We start from the raw sequence: 16757 nt of genomic DNA on the forward strand, positions 1-16757 counted from the left end.
CACGTACCAAACCCAATAAATCAATCGCATGGCTCAATTCGGCAAATCAGCTGCCAGGCGCAGCAAGCCCAGCTATATTTACAGTATCATCGGCGTGGCCGTGGTATTGCTTATTATGGGTATCATGGGCTGGATATTTCTCAACTTCAGACAGGCCAGCAATGCCTTCAAGGAAGATATCCGTATCAGTGCCTACCTGCGCACCCTCAACAAAGACAGTATCGCCCAAATTCAGCAATATATTACTGCACAGCCGTTTGCCAAAGATGTAAAATACATCAACAAAGAAACAGCCAAGGAAATCTGGAACAAAGACAACAATGAAGACTGGTCTAAGTTTCTCGACGTAAATCCGCTGCCCGAAAGCATTGATTTTTACGCCCGTGCATCGTATGTGAATAAAGACAGCCTCCAGAAAATAGCCACGCAGATCATGGGCGCCTACGGCAACCAAATCACCGATCTGCAATACCCGCAATCACTGGTAACCAGCCTCAGCGAACGATCCAGCAAACTGGGATTGATATTCCTGGTGGTAGCCGTGGTGCTCTGTATCATCATCATTGTAAGTATCGATAATACCATACGCCTCGCCATGTTCAGCAACCGTTTTTTAATTAAAACCATGCAGATGGTAGGCGCTACCCGCAGTTTTATTGCACGCCCTATGGACCTTCGGGCTGTTGTAAACGGGTTACTCAGCGCACTCATCGCCATCGCGGTGCTGTTCGCCATCATACAATGGGCCGAAACCCAGTTCCCGCAAATGAAAGCCATTCACGACAACCAGCTTACCCTCACTCTTTTTGGCGGTATGATACTGGTAGGTGTAGGCATTTCACTGTTCAGCACACACCGCAGCGTAATGAAATACCTGCGCATGAAACTGGACGACCTGTATTAGGCTAAAAAACGCCTTTTAACAGGCAATTTTAATGGAAAACCCCTATTTTGCAGATTCTAAAACCAGTATAATGTCAGAAAAGAAGCAACCGGCTGCCATTCCGGTGTTATTTACCAAAGAAAACTACAAATGGATGATCATTGGCGCTGTTGTGGTGGCATTGGGCATGCTGCTGATGGCCGGCGGTAAAAACCAGGATCCTAACCAGTTCGATTTTAAACTGGTGTACAGCACAACCCGTATCACTATTGCACCTATTGTAATTATACTGGGTCTCGTGATCGAAATCTATGCAATTTTCAAAAAGCCCAAACAGCAGTCGCTGTAACCTGGCTTTCAACATACGCAAAGCGGTGGCACTCCCATCGCTTTTTTTTTGTTTCCCTTTTCCAAACCAATTCCTCCTTGTATGACCAGTTTTCAAGCCATTGTGATTGCCATCGTAGAAGGCATCACCGAATTTTTGCCCATCTCCAGCACGGCGCACATGAAATTTACCAACCCATTCCTGGGTGTGCAAAACGATCCTTTTGTAGATATGTACGAAGTGGTGATTCAGCTGGCCGCTATTTTATCGGTGGTGATATTGTACTGGAAAAAATTCATCGACTTCAAGCACATCAGCTTTTATATCAAACTGATCATTGCCGTTATACCTGCCCTGGTAGTAGGCGCACTGTTTAAAAAACACATTGACAAAGTGCTCGACAACCTTACCGTGATTGCCTGTGTAATGCTGGCCGGCGGTATTGTACTGCTGTTTATTGACAAGCTTTTTAAGAACAATATTATTAACGACGAGGAAAGAATCACCTACCCCAAGGCCTTTACCATCGGCTGCTTCCAGGTATTGTCTATCATCTTCCCCGGTCTCAGCCGCAGCGCTTCTACCATTATCGGTGGCATGAGCCAGCGCCTTACCCGCAAGCTTGCTGCAGAGTTTTCTTTCTTCCTGGCGGTGCCTACCATGTTCGCCGCATCGGTAAAAAGTTTCTGGGATGTGTACAAAGAGCATCCTGAAGTACTGGTAAAAGACAATATGAGTACACTGGGCATTGGCGCGCTGGTATCGTTTATTGTAGCGCTGATTGCGGTAAAATTCTTTATCACCTACCTGCAGAAACACGGTTTCCGCGCATTTGGCTGGTACCGCATACTGCTGGGCGCTGTAATGCTGTTTCTCATATACAGCGGCAAAATATAATTAACCATCAATTCATTGATATAGAAATCCTGCCACTGGCGGGATTTTCTTTTTTCGCTTACATTTGATACGCCTGATGAACAACAGGCATTTAAAACCACCCGCATGCCTACCGCCCCTAAAAAAGTAATCAATGCCTGGGCCATGTACGACTGGGCCAACAGTGCGTACAACCTGGTTATTACTTCTACGATATTCCCGGCCTATTACGATGCCATTACCACCACACCGGATGGCGGACATAAAGTACAGTTTCTCGGCCGCAGTTTTGAAAGCGCCTCACTTTACAATTATGCACTGGCATTTGCTTACCTGGTTATTGCCATACTCTCGCCCATCCTGTCATCTATCGCCGATTACAAGGGCAATAAAAAATCGTTCATGCGCTTCTTCTGCTACCTCGGCAGCGCAGCCTGCTGCAGCCTGTTCTGGTTTAAGGCAGATACTTTAAGCCTTGGTATCGGCAGTTGTATACTCGCAGCCATTGGCTATTGCGGAAGCCTGGTGTTTTACAATGCCTACCTGCCCGAGATTGCCGCAGATGCTGACCAGGACCGTGTAAGCGCCAAAGGTTTTTCTTATGGCTATATCGGCAGTGTGTTGTTACAGGTTATCTGTTTCGTATTTGTACTGGCCAAACCATTTGGTATGAATGAAGGCAGTGCATCGCGCTTTTCCTTTTTGCTGGTAGGCATCTGGTGGATCAGCTTTGCACAAATCACTTTCCGTTTCCTCCCCAAAAGCACACCATCCGGTACAGACCGGGAGCACAATATTTTCACCAACGGCTTCAAAGAACTCGGCAAAGTATGGCAGCAGGCCAAACACATGCCTGTATTAAAAAGCTACCTGTTCGCGTTTTTCTTTTACAGCATGGGCGTGCAAACTGTTATGCTGGCAGCCACCTTGTTTGGCAGCCAGGTGCTGCAGCTGAGTACCAGCAAGCTGATTGCCTGTATCCTGATTATACAACTGGTGGCCATTGCAGGCGCTTATATCATGGCGCGCCTGTCTGACCGTTTTGGCAATTTCAGGGTGCTGATTTTCGTGGTGCTGATATGGATCGGCATTTGTATCGGTGCTTACTTCATTACCACCGAAATACAGTTCTATATCATCGCCACACTGGTAGGTATTGTAATGGGTGGCATTCAATCGCTCAGCCGCTCTACCTATGCGCGTATTATGCCCGAAACAAAAGACACTGCATCTTTCTTCAGCTTTTATGATGTAACCGAAAAACTGGCTATTGTAATAGGCATGTTCAGCTTTGGTTTTATACAGGAGAAAACAGGTAATATGCGCAATTCCATCATCGGACTGGTAGTGTTTTTCCTTGCAGGTGCCATTGCCTTGTTGATCACCCTGCAGAAACAAAAACAACATACAACTGTTACTGCCTGATATGAAACTTTACTCCATCGATACGGAACTGTTTAAACTCGACGGCGGCGCAATGTTTGGCGTGGTACCCAAAACTATCTGGAACAAGCTGAACCCTGCAGATGAAAACAATATGTGCACCTGGGCCATGCGACTGCTGCTGATTGAAGATGGTAAACGCCTGATACTGGTGGATACCGGCATCGGCAACAAACAGGACGAAAAATTCTTCAGTCATTACTACCTGCATGGCAATGCAACGCTGCACAGTTCATTGGCCAAACATGGCTTTACTGAAGATGATATCACTGATGTAATACTCACCCACCTGCATTTTGACCATTGCGGCGGCGCAGTAACACGTAACGGCGAAAAGCTGGAGCCTGTATTTAAAAATGCAGTATACTGGAGCAACGAACGGCACTGGAATGCCGCCATAGCACCCAATGCACGCGAGAAAGCTTCTTTTTTAAAAGAGAATATACTGCCTATACAACAAAGCGGCCAGCTGCAGTTTATTGCCCCGTTGCCCAATGCACCTGCAGGCCATGCCATTGACATGCCGGTGCCATTCAGTGACAATATATCCCTGCTGTTTGCACAGGGCCACACCGAATCCATGATGCTGCCGGTACTGCAATACAAGGGCCATACTATCGTGTACATGGCCGATCTGTTACCAAGTATAGCACACCTGCCTTTACCGTATGTCATGGCCTATGATATGCGCCCGGAGACAACGCTTACTGAAAAGGAAATATTCCTGGATAAAGCCATTGCCGGCAATTACATCCTGTTTTTTGAGCACGACGCCCAATACGAATGCTGCACCCTGGAGCAGGGTGACAAGGGAAGAATAAAACCAAAGAATATTTTTACGCTAAGTGAGTTATAACCGTAGGGCTGCCATACCTTGACCAATAGATGATCGAATCATAAGCCCTAACGCTCTGTTCATCAACAGGCTATGAAATTTAAAATAACTATTTCAGGCATAATCAGTGCATATCGAGTAAGTCAAGAGGCATGTGCCTTTTTATTCACTATTGACTATTCACTACTCACTCATGAAGAAGCTGCGCAGCCTTCCCCTTACTCCCTTATTTCCAGCTGATCATGGATGACAACGGATGACGCAGGTTGCGGTACTGCATCATATCTACTTTTACAGAGCCCACTACAATAGGGCTTTCCACGCGAACAGGTATGTGATTGGCATCATCCGTTACCCATACCGTCATTTTTTCACCGCCCTGGAAAATAGTGCCTTTCAGCAGCAGCGGCTTAAACTTGAACGTATTGAATTTTCCGTACTTGGTCTTCACCACATCTTTACCCAGGTAACGGATATACAGGCTGTACACCTCGTTATCGAGAAACATGCTGAAAGGTATTTTGTCATCTACCTTGTACTTGTTGAAATCAATATTGCGGGCGTAGTATAAAGAACTAAGCACATCCTGCACACATTGCGGTACTTTAAACACACCACCCGATGTAATGGCCGTATTGGCTTGCTGGTTAAAGCTGATGTTCTCGTATTTCTTGTAACCGCCTTCATTTACATTACGGATAAACTTAAGCGGCTGCATATTGGCCGTATCGATGAACGATTCATACTTATCACGCACCTTAAAAATCCAGTCATAACTGGAATTGGAGGTGCCGGTACCCGTTACATGATATACAGGCCTGTTGTTAAGTTGTTCAAGAGCTGTTACAAAAGTGGCGGTACCGGCATTTACATAAATGCCTGCCACATTGTAAAATACATTGTAGGTAATGGATTCGCCCGGCTGGAACGAGTAGTTTCGTATACCGCAAAATTCATCATCTGCACTGAGGCGCACACAGCAGAGTATACCCAAACACAGCATTAGATATTTTTTCACGTATTATTTCTTGAAGAGTTTAATACTCAATATAAACAAACTTCCGGCCAACGCCGGTACAATTATATTTATACACCAGATACCCGCTGCGGTTAAAAGTATGCCCGTTGTATTGCTGCTTATTAGCCCAAACAACTGTATACCTACCGCTCCTCGTACGCCCAGTTCGGCAATGGGTATGGTGGGCACAATGGCCAGCACCAGGAACAGCACACAAACCAGCCACACGCCCGTTGTAACGGGCATGGTCACAGCAAAAACGGATAACAGTAACAGGTATTGGACAATAAAGACAACAAACCTCCCTATCGATAAAACCAAAATTCTTGTTAATTCGCGCCAGTGGAAATTTTCCAGCTGCTCGATAAGGAATCTGTACTTGTAAACAAACGGAATTTTCTCGAATAAAGTTGTTAGCCAGGCCAATTTATAATAAATCAGTAACAATATGAGTACCCCGAATGCCGTTACATACAATAAGCCATCCAGCCAGAATGAAGGCAATTGCCGCAGGTTGTCGTTCACCGGCAACAGGTATACGCGCAGGTAAATTAAACCGCCTAAACCGGCTGTTAAAGTCACCAGCAGCTGACTGATGCTGCCCACAATGGTAAGCGAAACAGAGCGCAGCCGGTTGCCTTCGCTCATGTATAAAATACGGCCCACATACTCACCCGCCCGGTTGGGAATAAACAGGGAAAAAGCAAGGCCGGATAGTACAGCTTTAAACGCCTGCCATAGCCCCACCCGCTGAATACCCTTGATGAGCAGTTGCCATTTTCGTGCCTCGATACCCCAGTTTACAAGGCTTAATGCCAGCACCAGCCAGAACAACAGGCTATGTTCGCCGGTAACTGCAGATTGCAGGGTAGAAAGGAAAGAATGAAGATTGGGCTGTGTTTGAATTTTGCGGTAAATACCCCAGCACAACACGATAAACAATAAAGGCCCGATCACATAATTCAATAATATCTTATAACGCTGCTTCAGTATCGTAAATTTGTTCAAACCTAAATACTTATTTTCACCCGTCCATGAAAAAAGCAGATGCAGTAATACTTGGAGTTGACCCCGGCAGCCTTATTATGGGCTATGCCGTTATTGCCGTGTATGGCAATAAGGTTGAACTGGTGACGATGGATGTGGTAAAGCTTTCATCACACAAAGACATGTATGTGCGGCTGGAAATGATTCACACCCGCATTACCGAACTCATTAAACAATACGCCCCCGATACCTTTGCCATTGAAGCACCCTTCTTTGGTAAGAACGTTCAAAGTATGCTAAAGCTGGGCCGCGCGCAGGGTGTAGCCATTGCGGCTGCCATGCAGCATACGCTCAGCGTTACAGAATATGCTCCCAAAAAAGTAAAGCAATCTGTTACCGGCAATGGCAACGCTGATAAGGAGCAGGTATGGAAAATGCTGCAGCGCGTATTGTCTATCGAAGAAAAACCACAGTTTTTCGACGCCACCGATGCGCTTGCTGTAGCCATGTGCCATCACTACCAAACATCTTCGCCCCTTTTCAATACAGGCGCCCAAAAAGCCAAAGGCTGGGAAGATTTCATCGCCCAAAACCCCGGCCGCATCAAGCTGAAATAAGGCACGATGGCTTAATTGTTTGATGGTTCTTTGGTTTTAAAACAATCAATCAATAGAACCATTAAACCATTTTCTCTAAGATCTTCTTCTGGACTTCGGTCAGTTCTTCCGGCGTAGGTTTCGATTTCTTGGTAAGGATATCGGCATCACCCATATCATCCATAGGCACCAGGTGAATATGTGCATGGGGTACTTCAAAGCCAATGGTAACAATGTTTACGCGGTTATAGCCAAACGCTTCCTGTATGGCGTGGGCAATGGGTTTGGCAAAGGTGAGAATGCCATCGAGATAGGTATCGGGCAGATCGAATATTTTATCTACTTCTATTTTAGGTACCACCAGGGTGTGACCCGGCTGCGAGGGAAAAATATCCAGAAAGGCATAGAAGCGGGCGTTTTCAGCCAGTTTATACGAAGGTATTTCGCCGGCAATGATTTTCGAGAAGAGCGTCATAAGGCTTGCTTGGAATGATGAAATAAGTTGCAATAAAAATCCCGGTTTCAGCTGAATCAGAAACCGGGAATAATATAGTGAAAATACTTATGCGGTTAAATGGTAATCTCTTCAATCTTGAATTTGATTACACCGGTTGGCGCCTGCACTTCAGCCACATCTCCCACTGCCTTGCCCATCAAACCTTTACCAATAGGCGAACTGATCGAAATTTTACCTGCTTTCAGATCGGCTTCTTTTTCACCCACCAGCTGGTAGGTAACAGTCTTTTTAGTGGCTACATTGGTAATGGTAACCTTGGTTAATATCGACACTTTGCTGGTATCCACATTGTCGGCACTTACAATACGTGCAGCGGCAATATGCGATTCAAGCAAAGCCATTTTTGCTTCCAGAATTCCCTGGTGTTCCTTGGCGGCATCGTATTCGGCATTTTCCCGCAAATCGCCCTTTTCACGCGCCTCAGCGATAGCCCTTGAAGCAGCGGGGCGGTCAACGGTTTTCATTCGGTGTAGCTCCTCCCGCATTTTCTCTAGGGTTTCCCTGGTAACATACATAACTTCACTCATAGTCATTCTGTTTTATACAAGAGATAAAAAAAATACAACGCCACATTTCTGTAGCGTTGCAGAAATACAAAAATACAAATTTCCGTCAATGGCAAAATGCTTTTTTGACCTGTAAGCCGTTGTTTTAACGGATATCCAGCTTGTCCAGCACCACTTTAGCCATCAGGTAAAAGGCTTCATGGCTGTAACCTGCAATATGGGGAGTAACGATTACCCCGGGTCTGGCGCACAGCCATTCCAGCTGCCGGCGTTGCTCAGGGGTATGCGTATCAAGTTTTTCATTTTCAATAACATCTATACCGGCACCACGCAGCAAACCCTTGTCCAGCGCACGTATCAGGGCAGCAGTATCGGTTACCTTGCCCCTGCACGCCGTTAAAAACCAGGGCTTTTTTTCCAGCTTTTCAAAAAAGGCATCGTTTGCATAGTGAAAGGTTTCCTCTGTTAGCGGCAGGTGCATGCTTACCACATCGGCATAACGGGCTATCTGTTCAGGCTGCGCTTCACGGATATAATCATGCGAAAAATCGCTTTTGTACTTATCATGCGCCAGTACGGTTACATGAAAGGGCGCCAGCAAACGGGCAAAAGCCCCCCCGGTATTGCCAAAGCCAATCAGGCCAACGGTTTTACCGGTAAGTTCAGTGCCACGGTTTTCATTGCGCAGCCATTTGCCCACTTTTACCTCGTCAAAGGCAGTGCCTATCTTGTTCATCAGGTTTAACAGCAGGCCAAGCGAATGTTCGGCCACGGCGTTGCGGTTGCCTTCGGGACTGCTTACACAGGTAATGCCCTTGCTTTGCGCATAGGGTACATCAATCAGCTCCATACCACTGCCCAGGCGGCCAATCCATTTTAGTTGTACGGCCTTATCCAGCATGGGTTTGTCAATCTTCAGGCGGGTAGTGATAATCAAACCTGTTGCATCAGGTATCAGTGCGCCCAGCTCATCGTAGGTAATGGCGGGCAGGTATAGTACTTCGTAATCGTTGCGCTGCAAGGTTTCTGCCAGGTAATCGTGTACTTTGGCAGTGATAATTACTTTTTTCTTTGTAGCCATTTATCGGTCTTATTTCATTTGAAAGGTAAGGGCTGCGAAATCATCCAGGCTTAACTGTTCCGCGCGCTTGTTGAATATTTCCTGTTGCAGGGTTTCGTCTGTAAACAACGACCGTGTGGCATTGCGCAGGGTTTTACGGCGCTGGTTAAAAGCAGCTTTTACCAGTCGTGTAAAATGACTATGGCTTTTTACATCCAGCGCCTGCGCTTTGCGGGTTAACCGTATTACACCACTCATTACTTTAGGCGGCGGGTTAAAACAACCCGGCGGCACATCAAACAGGTAATGCACTTCATAAAAAGCCTGTATCAGCACGCTTAAAATGCCGTAGGCCTTGGTGCCCGGCTGCGATGCGGCCCGTTGTGCCACTTCTTTCTGGAACATGCCGATAATCTCAGGCACCTGGTCTTTCCAGTCGAGTATTTTAAACAGTATCTGTGAAGAAATATTATACGGGAAATTGCCGATCACGGTAAAGCTGCCCTCAAAAGGGGCGTCAATATCCAGGAAACTCCGGTGAATAATTTTGCCTTTAATAGCCGGGTAAGTAGCCTCGAGATAGGTTACTTTCTCCGTATCCAGCTCTACCGCCTTAAAATCGATACCAGGCAATTGCAGCAGGTATTTGGTAAGTGCACCGCCACCAGGCCCCACTTCCAGCAGCTGGCCATTTGCAATGCCACCCGGTTTCTCCTGCAGGGCGGCTACAATGTTGCGGCAAATGTTCTCATCCCGCAAAAAATGCTGCCCCAGCGATTTCTTCAGCGTATATTCCATCGGGCAAAAATACTATAAAGCGGCGAGCTGTTGCCCCTCATCGCTGCCGCCACCCCATCTTTCCACGCAACCGCGCTTCCCGGCTCATATCTAAGCACTAACGTCTCGCTATTTTTCTTATTTTTACAAGTAAAATTTGTCCGAATGAGTAATGAACTGCAAAAACCCGTGATAGGTTTTAGCTGTGGCGATCTGAATGGTATTGGCCTGGAACTGATCATCAAAGCCCTGTCAGACACCCGCATCCTCGACATTTGCGTGCCCGTTGTGTTTGCCAGCAATAAAAGCATCAACTTTTACCGTAAAGTAGTGCCTGATGTAAATTTCAGCTACCAGTCTACCAAAGAATTCGGCAAGTTTCACCACAAGCAGGTCAACATTTTCAACTGCTGGGAAGAAGAAGTTCAGATTACCCCCGGCCAGTTAAATGAAATAGGCGGCAAATACGCCCTGCTGTCGCTGGAACAGGCAACAGAAGCTTTAAAAGCAGGCCATATACAGGGCCTGGTTACTGCCCCCATTCACAAAAAGAACATCCAGAGCGAAACATTCAACTACAGCGGCCATACACCCTACCTCAAAAGCATGTTCAATGCCAATGATGTGCTGATGCTGATGACTGCCGAAAACATGCGTGTAGCCGTGGTTACAGAGCATGTGCCTGTAAGCGATATTGCCCAATACATTACCCGCGAAACCATCAGCAGCAAACTGGCCATACTGCACCAGAGCCTGCAACGCGATTTTGGTATAGACAAACCCAAGATTGCCGTGCTTGGACTAAACCCGCATGCAGGTGACGAAGGTTTGATTGGCAATGAAGAAGAAACCATTATCAAACCTGCCATTAAAGACGCCAAACACCAGAACATCCTGGCCTTTGGCCCTTACAGCGCTGACGCTTTCTTCGCCCGCGGACAATATGAAAAATTTGATGCAGTACTGGCCATGTACCACGACCAGGGTTTGATTCCCTTCAAATCACTCGCCATTGGCGAAGGCACCAACTTCACTGCAGGCCTGCCTGTAGTGCGTACCAGTCCCGACCATGGCACTGCCTTTGACATAGCCGGTAAAAACAGGGCCGATGCCTCCTCCTTCCTGTCATCGGTATTCACCTGTATCGACATCATCCGCCAGCGCGCCGCCTACAGTGAAAACCGCGCCAACCCGCTGAAGAAAATCAGCGCACGCGTACTGGCGAATGTAGAAGACGAACGCATTGTGGAAGACGACCAGTAAACCGGCACAGTTTACATACAGCATTGCAGAACCTATTGTTGCAGCCCCTTTACGCAACAGGTAAATCTTCTAATCATGATACATCTGGAGAACGAACTGCTCAAAGTAAGCATAGCAGAGAAAGGCGCAGAATTGCAAAGCATTATCCGCAAAGACAACGGACTGGAATATATGTGGAGCGGTGATGCAACGTTCTGGGGTAAAAAAAGCCCGGTACTGTTTCCCATAGTTGGTGGCTTGAAAAACAATGCATACACGCACAACGGTAAAACCTATCCGCTGGGCCGTCATGGTTTTGCACGCGACAAAGTATTTACCGTAAGCGCGCAAACAGCCAATACCATTGCGTTTACGCTTGAATCAACTGCCGACACATTACAGGTATATCCATTCACTTTCCGTTTTACGGTACAGTACCAGCTGAACAATGCATCGTTGCTGGTAACGTATAAAGTAGAGAACACAGGCAATGAAAACCTGCTGTTTTCTGTAGGCGGCCACCCTGCATTTAAAGTGCCGTTAACTGATGGCGGCAGCTATGAAGATTACTACCTGCAATTCGATACAGCAGAAACAGCAGGTCGCTGGCCGCTGTCTGATGAAGGCCTGATTAAAACAGCTACAGAACCATTGCTGGAAAACACCGATACCCTGCCGCTGAACAAGCCGTTGTTCTATGGCGACGCACTGGTGCTGAAACACCTGCAATCAAAAAGTGTGACATTGAAAAGCAAAACCCATGCACACGGCCTGCGTTTTCATTTCGACGGTTTCCCGTTCCTCGGTATATGGAGTGCAAAGAATGCAGACTTTGTTTGTATAGAACCCTGGTGTGGCATCGCAGACAGCATTACAACCACCGGCCGCTTAGAAGACAAGGAAGGCATAGAAACCCTGGCACCACAAGGCTCCTTCGCCAAAACATGGAGCGTGGACCTGTTCTAAAACCAGGTGAATAGTGAATAGTCAATAGTGAATGATAAAGCGATGAAAGCCGCATGATTACTGGTTGTGCGGCTTTTGTATGTAACCACAAAACAAAGAATTGAGCAATTGAACCTTTTGAACTTCGTTGAACAATAAAACCATCAAACCAAAGAACCATCTGAAACCTATTGCTTCCCCACCTGCAAGTATTGCTGCAACGCATGCACATATGCTTCAAACGCCTGTATCCCTTCGGGCGTAATTTTACAGGTGGTTTGCGGGTAGTTGTCTTTAAACTGTTTGTTCACCTCAATATACCCCACATCCTTCAGCTTCTGAATCTGCACACTCAGGTTACCAGCGGTGGCGTTGGTCTTCTCCCTGATAAAAGTGAACTCAGCTTCTTTAACACTGATCAGCAGGCTCATTACAGCCAGCCGCAGTTGTGAATGCAATATGGGATCCAGGTCTTTAAACATTCGTGCCTTTCGTTTTCAGATACTTTTTTCTCAAAATAAAACCGGGAATCAGCCAGTTGAAAATACCGGCAACAGCCATCAGCAGCATATCGTAGGTGAATGAAGTAAAGAACGACACAAAGAACAATACATAACACAGCAAGGCCCCGTAAAGCATCGGTTTAAACTTGCGGGCAATACCGGTTACCAGTGTGGGCATGCTGTACAGCAGCAGGAACAAAGATGTTTGTCCTACCACATAGGGTTTCAGGTGTTCTGTTTTACCGGTTGTAAGATTGTGCTCCAGCCATTCTACCCCATCGGCTCTCAGCAACTGGTCACTAACAGATGGCATCACGTTAATGTATATCACCAGCAGCATAATGCTGAAACCATAGGTAGTCCATACGGCATTCATAACCGATTCATCGTGCGACACCGCCTTGCGCCGCCTGCCTTCCCTGATGGAGATAAAGATCTGCGGTATAATTGCAGCCAGTGTAAGCAGCCATATATCAAAACCGATATAGAAGTTCCATTTTAATTCAGCAAAACTGATGAAGCCGGGAATGGCTACTGCCGATCCCCACAAAATAGCACTGGTGCCGGTTTCGTGAAAGCCGCCTTTGGCTTTGTGAATCATGGAGGCAATTAACCGCAGGCTCTCCTGCTCGCTCAATTCTTTTTCTTCCCCTGTCATAATAGTTTTGGTTGTTGGTTGATAGGTACAGCCCGGGCCGTAGAAACGGAAAGTTACTGTATATATTGCATCACTGCCCGGCCTGTAACACTGTTCACCGCTGCAACGCATACAGTCACCCAACCGGTAAACGCCTGTAGTTGCGTTGTACTGCCGGTTAGGTGACCGCTGCTGCTTCCGCTCAAAAAACTGTTAAAATACTTTTATTCGCATTTCGCCAGCATATCCGCAGCTTCTTTTGAACCCCAGTTAGGATACATGGGTTTCGGTGTAAACGATGCATACAAATCAACCGCTTTCTGGAAAATAGGTTTCGCTTTTTCTTTACCACCGCCAAATGCTTCCGGTGTGCCAAATACGCTCATACCCTGCAGGTAATACAAACGCGGGTTATTCGGCTCCAGCTGCATGCCTGATTGAAGTGCTGCCTGGGCCTGCTGGCCGTAAGTCTGCCAGCGGCTTTGCGGGTCTACCAGCATTTGTATGGTTGCTGCCATATTGCGCAGGCAATACAGTTCTGCATTTTTCTCGATGGCCTCGGCTTTATCCAGCAGTTGGTTGGCCTTATCACCAATTTTATCTTTATCGGCATCCTTATCGCTGAAGCCTATTCTTTCCTGTGCCAGGGCTGCATAATAATAAGGCAGCCATTGTGTTTTTTCAGCTTCTGCAATGCGTTCAAAAGAGGCAGATACGCCCTGCAGGTCTGCCGGTGTTTTTGCGGCTTCAAGTGCATCGAGGTTCTTTTGCATGGCAGCAGCAAATTTGTCTGTTTGTGCAGATGCTGCAAAAGACAGCAGTATGGAAAAGGCAACGAGTACTTTTTTCATTTCAATTCAGTTTTATGTTTATCAGTTTGTTGTTATAGTTGTTTGTCTTCCTGCTCTACCAGGCGCTTGTATTCTTCTTCGGTAGAGAATAAGGTATTGCCGTGATAGGCCTGCACGTACTGCATGGCAATGCCAAGGCCCCAGCCCAGCATAGACCAGATAGGCCAGAAATAGCCGTATGGACCAGTTGTAAAATACCATACCGCAACCTCCAGTGCATTTACCAGCACATACACCGTGAGCGCAATTTTAAACGCAGCTCTTTTTTTGGCAACTTTCCAAAGACGGTCATCCTGTTGTTGTGTTTGCATAACATCAATATTTATGTTGGAAGATGGCATAACAAATGTTTTTAAATATTACAGGTTGTTGTTAATTACATCATCGGTTCTGTCAACACCCCAGCTGATAAAACAGCCGATAAAATAACCGCGGTTGGCAGGCGGGGTAATGGGTTGCTTAATCAACCCGCTGTATGAATAATTGTAGCCGTAAATCAGCTTGTTGCCAAGTATGTTGTTGGCGCTGGCAAACAACACAATGTTCGATTTGGCATTTGCTTTTCCTATAGAAGGTACATATTCCATACTAAAGTTCAGCGTATTGTAGTCTTTTGTTTTACCCTGATCGGCCAGGTTATACTTGCCGTTGTTCAGCATAAAATTGTAATAAGGGCGGCCGGTTGCATAAGTATAGGTAAAATTGAAACCGCATTTAATGCTCGTAAAAAAGCGCTTCAGCACAACAGACGCCGTATGTGTGGCTGCATAATTGGGTTGCAGTTCGGTGGTATAGTTCAGGTAATTGCGTTTGGTATCCACATATGAATAACTGATCCAGTAGTCGAGGTTCTTTACGCTTTTCTTATCGCGCCAGAACAGTTCAAACCCGCGCGCATAACCTGTTCCGCTGTTGTCGTAAGTGGAGTAGTAATAGTTTACCGGTACCGCTTTAACCAGGTCGTGGTACTTTTTATAGTAGGCTTCTACACGCAGGGTACGACTGTTGTTCATTTTCAGGTAATTCACGATGTAGTGTGCAGCCCTGGTAAAACCCAGCTGCCTGGTATAATACAGCTGCATGTTTTCTGGCTTCTGGTAAAACTCACCGTAAGCAACAGATACCTGTGCGTTCTTACCTGTTTTGTAAGCCAGCGAAGCGCGCGGCGCAATATCCGATTTCCCGATAATGGAAGAATGTTCGTAACGCGCACCAACAGTAGCAGCCAGGTCGTTGGTTAAAAAGATATCCGATTCTGCATACAACGCATTGTAGTGGTCATCCAGCTTGCGCAGGGTATCGTTGTAATAACCATTGTTGTAAGAATACCAGTAATCGGTTCCAAAACGCAACGCGCTTAAGCCCCCGAGTTTCTTTTCCAGCACTATTTTGGTTTGCGTTAAATCCTGCCTGTTTACAAAACGGAAGTTCTTATACTGCATCCAGAATGCGCTGTTGTCAAACTGTTTCGGCTGGTTCGAAGCATCCTGTATCTGCTGGCTGATATCATCGCGGTTGGTGCTGTAACCCACACCCATATTCAGTTTCCAGCCATTGTTCAGGTATTCTTTATAACTCAGGTTATTGTACCAGTTGTGGTTGGTTAAGCCGAAAGCATTTTTCAGATACAAGCTGTCAATATCCGGCCGGCGCAAGCCAAGCTCGTTATAGCCAAACGTAGTGTAGTATTTGATAATGCCACCGCGTTTGGTTTTGATGCGGAAATTACCTTCCACATTGTGGTAGCGGGGCATGCTGTAATAATCTGGTGTTTGTTTTACCAGCTTAAAGTATAAACCCACATTCACATAGCTGTAGTTAATACCCCAGCTTGATTTTTTATCTTTCGCTACCTGCTGTGTGCTTACGCCCCAGAACAAGGGTGATACAGATAAATCAATCTCAGATTTCTCAGGCACATCAATTGATTCGAGCAACAGCACGCTCGATAATGCCTGGCCATACAAGGCAGAATAACCACCGGTGCTGAAGACGGTACCTTTAAACAGGAAAGGAGAAAAACGGCCACGCTGCGCAATATCCGGCACACTGGTGTTGTAAAAGTTATTTACCATGGTACCGTCAATAAACTGCTTGGTTTCGTAGCCTGCACCGCCGCGTACAAACAAGCCTTCCTGCTCGCCTACCTGCTGGGTGCCGGGCAGTGTTTTTAATGCAGCAGTAATATCGGCATTTGAACCGGCTGTAGTGGCCACATCCAGTGAGCTCATCACCGCACCTTTTCTGGCCCCGGTTGAAAAGGCGCCGGCTGTTACAGTTACTGCACGCAACTCGTCCAGCTGTTCTTTCAATGATATGTTCAGCGTAATGGCTGTGCCGGTGAGTGAAACAGGTTGTTCTATTGTTTTAAAACCCATGCAGGTAATGCTGCATACCAGGTTGCCTTTCTCAGTGGTTGTAAAATGAAAAGCGCCGGTTGAATCAGATACAGCACCATCATAAGTATCTTTTAAGGTAATACTTGCACCGGGTAAGGGTTTGTTGCGGTGATCGCGTATTACACCACTCACCACCGTTTGTGCATGAACCGCAGCACTCAAAATAAAGCAGCAAAAAAACAGGAGGGATCTCATAAAAGCGTTTTGATAGCTCTAAGGTAAACTGGTTTATAATATAAACCAAACTATTTTATAAATATTGTTATGAACGGCGGTAACCACTTATCTATTTTATAGCAACTTCTCAGGATCAAAACACCCTATTTTGTGCTCATTTCAATATTATCAGCCTAT

General features: G+C 46.2%; 19 protein-coding genes. 8 read left to right on the forward strand and 11 right to left on the reverse strand.

Annotated elements, in window-relative coordinates:
• The first annotated feature begins 28 nt into the window (after positions 1-28).
• The 5 genes from DXN05_RS02125 (at position 29) to DXN05_RS02145 (ending at position 4386) form a co-directional block, all read left to right on the forward strand.
• Entirely contained in the window at positions 29-904 is an 876-nt protein-coding gene (locus DXN05_RS02125) for a cell division protein FtsX (protein ID WP_116845553.1), read from the forward strand.
• Between the two features lie 70 nt (positions 905-974).
• Entirely contained in the window at positions 975-1232 is a 258-nt protein-coding gene (locus tag DXN05_RS02130; protein ID WP_116846361.1) for a DUF3098 domain-containing protein, read from the forward strand.
• An 81-nt stretch (positions 1233-1313) separates the two neighbouring features.
• Positions 1314-2108, forward strand: coding sequence for an undecaprenyl-diphosphate phosphatase (locus DXN05_RS02135; protein ID WP_116845554.1), 795 nt, complete (start codon positions 1314-1316; stop codon positions 2106-2108).
• 105 nt (positions 2109-2213) lie between these two features.
• Positions 2214-3512 carry an MFS transporter gene (locus DXN05_RS02140; RefSeq protein ID WP_116845555.1) on the forward strand — a complete coding sequence of 433 codons (1299 nt, stop codon included), beginning with the start codon at positions 2214-2216 and terminating at the stop codon, positions 3510-3512.
• A 1-nt stretch (position 3513) separates the two neighbouring features.
• Positions 3514-4386, forward strand: a complete 873-nt coding sequence (locus DXN05_RS02145) for an MBL fold metallo-hydrolase (protein ID WP_116845556.1) — start codon at positions 3514-3516, stop codon at positions 4384-4386.
• 205 nt (positions 4387-4591) lie between these two features.
• Here the strand turns inward: DXN05_RS02145 and DXN05_RS02150 are convergent, their stop codons facing one another.
• Both DXN05_RS02150 and DXN05_RS02155 read right to left on the reverse strand, forming a co-directional pair.
• Positions 4592-5383 carry a DUF3108 domain-containing protein gene (locus tag DXN05_RS02150; RefSeq protein ID WP_245975093.1) on the reverse strand — a complete coding sequence of 264 codons (792 nt, stop codon included), beginning with the start codon at positions 5381-5383 and terminating at the stop codon, positions 4592-4594.
• Positions 5384-5386: 3 nt separating this feature from the next.
• Positions 5387-6391, reverse strand: a complete 1005-nt coding sequence (locus tag DXN05_RS02155) for a lysylphosphatidylglycerol synthase domain-containing protein (protein ID WP_158559102.1) — start codon at positions 6389-6391, stop codon at positions 5387-5389.
• A 26-nt stretch (positions 6392-6417) separates the two neighbouring features.
• Between DXN05_RS02155 and ruvC the strand changes: the two genes are divergently transcribed.
• Positions 6418-6987 (forward strand): crossover junction endodeoxyribonuclease RuvC, encoded by a 570-nt coding sequence (gene ruvC, locus DXN05_RS02160; RefSeq protein ID WP_116845559.1) that lies wholly within the window; start codon positions 6418-6420, stop codon positions 6985-6987.
• 61 nt (positions 6988-7048) lie between these two features.
• On the opposite strand, the gene DXN05_RS02165 is transcribed toward ruvC, so the two are convergent.
• From DXN05_RS02165 to rsmA, 4 genes are all read right to left on the reverse strand, one after another.
• Complete coding sequence (locus tag DXN05_RS02165; protein WP_116845560.1) at positions 7049-7441, reverse strand: HIT family protein; 393 nt, start codon at positions 7439-7441, stop codon at positions 7049-7051.
• Positions 7442-7536: 95 nt separating this feature from the next.
• Positions 7537-8010 (reverse strand): transcription elongation factor GreA, encoded by a 474-nt coding sequence (gene greA / locus DXN05_RS02170; protein WP_116845561.1) that lies wholly within the window; start codon positions 8008-8010, stop codon positions 7537-7539.
• A gap of 124 nt (positions 8011-8134) precedes the next feature.
• On the reverse strand, positions 8135-9070 hold the full coding sequence (locus tag DXN05_RS02175) for an NAD(P)-dependent oxidoreductase (RefSeq protein WP_116845562.1): 936 nt from the start codon (positions 9068-9070) through the stop codon (positions 8135-8137).
• Between the two features lie 9 nt (positions 9071-9079).
• The gene (rsmA, locus tag DXN05_RS02180) at positions 9080-9847 is read right to left on the reverse strand and encodes a 16S rRNA (adenine(1518)-N(6)/adenine(1519)-N(6))-dimethyltransferase RsmA (protein ID WP_116845563.1); all 768 of its coding nucleotides are present in this window, start codon (positions 9845-9847) and stop codon (positions 9080-9082) included.
• Positions 9848-9991: 144 nt separating this feature from the next.
• Here rsmA and pdxA point away from each other — a divergent pair, with 144 nt between their 5' ends.
• Positions 9992-11089: a 4-hydroxythreonine-4-phosphate dehydrogenase PdxA gene (pdxA, locus tag DXN05_RS02185; RefSeq protein WP_116845564.1), complete on the forward strand. Its 1098-nt coding sequence runs from the start codon at positions 9992-9994 to the stop codon at positions 11087-11089.
• A 75-nt stretch (positions 11090-11164) separates the two neighbouring features.
• Positions 11165-12034, forward strand: coding sequence for an aldose 1-epimerase family protein (locus DXN05_RS02190; protein WP_116845565.1), 870 nt, complete (start codon positions 11165-11167; stop codon positions 12032-12034).
• A 167-nt stretch (positions 12035-12201) separates the two neighbouring features.
• Here DXN05_RS02190 and DXN05_RS02195 read toward each other — a convergent pair whose 3' ends face one another.
• The 5 genes from DXN05_RS02195 to DXN05_RS02215 all read right to left on the reverse strand — a co-directional run bounded on the left by DXN05_RS02195 (position 12202) and on the right by DXN05_RS02215 (position 16598).
• A complete protein-coding gene (locus tag DXN05_RS02195; RefSeq protein WP_116845566.1) occupies positions 12202-12495 on the reverse strand; it encodes a winged helix-turn-helix domain-containing protein in 294 nt (97 codons plus the stop codon).
• Positions 12488-13174 (reverse strand): hypothetical protein, encoded by a 687-nt coding sequence (locus tag DXN05_RS02200; protein ID WP_147313811.1) that lies wholly within the window; start codon positions 13172-13174, stop codon positions 12488-12490. The genes DXN05_RS02195 and DXN05_RS02200 overlap by 8 nt, the downstream gene beginning before the upstream one ends.
• 203 nt (positions 13175-13377) lie before the next feature.
• A complete protein-coding gene (locus DXN05_RS02205; protein ID WP_116845568.1) occupies positions 13378-14004 on the reverse strand; it encodes a hypothetical protein in 627 nt (208 codons plus the stop codon).
• Positions 14005-14036: 32 nt separating this feature from the next.
• Positions 14037-14315 carry a 2TM domain-containing protein gene (locus tag DXN05_RS02210; protein ID WP_211329961.1) on the reverse strand — a complete coding sequence of 93 codons (279 nt, stop codon included), beginning with the start codon at positions 14313-14315 and terminating at the stop codon, positions 14037-14039.
• 48 nt (positions 14316-14363) lie between these two features.
• Positions 14364-16598, reverse strand: coding sequence for a TonB-dependent receptor (locus tag DXN05_RS02215; RefSeq protein WP_116845570.1), 2235 nt, complete (start codon positions 16596-16598; stop codon positions 14364-14366).
• Positions 16599-16757: the final 159 nt, after the last annotated feature.

Origin of the sequence: Deminuibacter soli (genome assembly GCF_003412455.1) — a bacterium.
Lineage (GTDB): Bacteria > Bacteroidota > Bacteroidia > Chitinophagales > Chitinophagaceae > Deminuibacter > Deminuibacter soli.

Excerpts from the sequence above, each read along its gene's own strand:
- DXN05_RS02125 (WP_116845553.1), top strand. The coding sequence starts at position 29 with ATGGCTCAATTCGGCAAATCAGCTGCCAGGCGCAGCAAGCCCAGCTAT.
- DXN05_RS02130 (WP_116846361.1), top strand. The coding sequence starts at position 975 with ATGTCAGAAAAGAAGCAACCGGCTGCCATTCCGGTGTTATTTACCAAA.
- DXN05_RS02135 (WP_116845554.1), top strand. The coding sequence starts at position 1,314 with ATGACCAGTTTTCAAGCCATTGTGATTGCCATCGTAGAAGGCATCACC.
- DXN05_RS02140 (WP_116845555.1), top strand. The coding sequence starts at position 2,214 with ATGCCTACCGCCCCTAAAAAAGTAATCAATGCCTGGGCCATGTACGAC.
- DXN05_RS02145 (WP_116845556.1), top strand. The coding sequence starts at position 3,514 with ATGAAACTTTACTCCATCGATACGGAACTGTTTAAACTCGACGGCGGC.
- ruvC (WP_116845559.1), top strand. The coding sequence starts at position 6,418 with ATGAAAAAAGCAGATGCAGTAATACTTGGAGTTGACCCCGGCAGCCTT.
- DXN05_RS02165 (WP_116845560.1), bottom strand. The coding sequence starts at position 7,441 with ATGACGCTCTTCTCGAAAATCATTGCCGGCGAAATACCTTCGTATAAA.
- greA (WP_116845561.1), bottom strand. The coding sequence starts at position 8,010 with ATGAGTGAAGTTATGTATGTTACCAGGGAAACCCTAGAGAAAATGCGG.
- DXN05_RS02175 (WP_116845562.1), bottom strand. The coding sequence starts at position 9,070 with ATGGCTACAAAGAAAAAAGTAATTATCACTGCCAAAGTACACGATTAC.
- rsmA (WP_116845563.1), bottom strand. The coding sequence starts at position 9,847 with ATGGAATATACGCTGAAGAAATCGCTGGGGCAGCATTTTTTGCGGGAT.
- pdxA (WP_116845564.1), top strand. The coding sequence starts at position 9,992 with ATGAGTAATGAACTGCAAAAACCCGTGATAGGTTTTAGCTGTGGCGAT.
- DXN05_RS02190 (WP_116845565.1), top strand. The coding sequence starts at position 11,165 with ATGATACATCTGGAGAACGAACTGCTCAAAGTAAGCATAGCAGAGAAA.
- DXN05_RS02195 (WP_116845566.1), bottom strand. The coding sequence starts at position 12,495 with ATGTTTAAAGACCTGGATCCCATATTGCATTCACAACTGCGGCTGGCT.
- DXN05_RS02200 (WP_147313811.1), bottom strand. The coding sequence starts at position 13,174 with ATGACAGGGGAAGAAAAAGAATTGAGCGAGCAGGAGAGCCTGCGGTTA.
- DXN05_RS02205 (WP_116845568.1), bottom strand. The coding sequence starts at position 14,004 with ATGAAAAAAGTACTCGTTGCCTTTTCCATACTGCTGTCTTTTGCAGCA.
- DXN05_RS02210 (WP_211329961.1), bottom strand. The coding sequence starts at position 14,315 with ATGCAAACACAACAACAGGATGACCGTCTTTGGAAAGTTGCCAAAAAA.
- DXN05_RS02215 (WP_116845570.1), bottom strand. The coding sequence starts at position 16,598 with ATGAGATCCCTCCTGTTTTTTTGCTGCTTTATTTTGAGTGCTGCGGTT.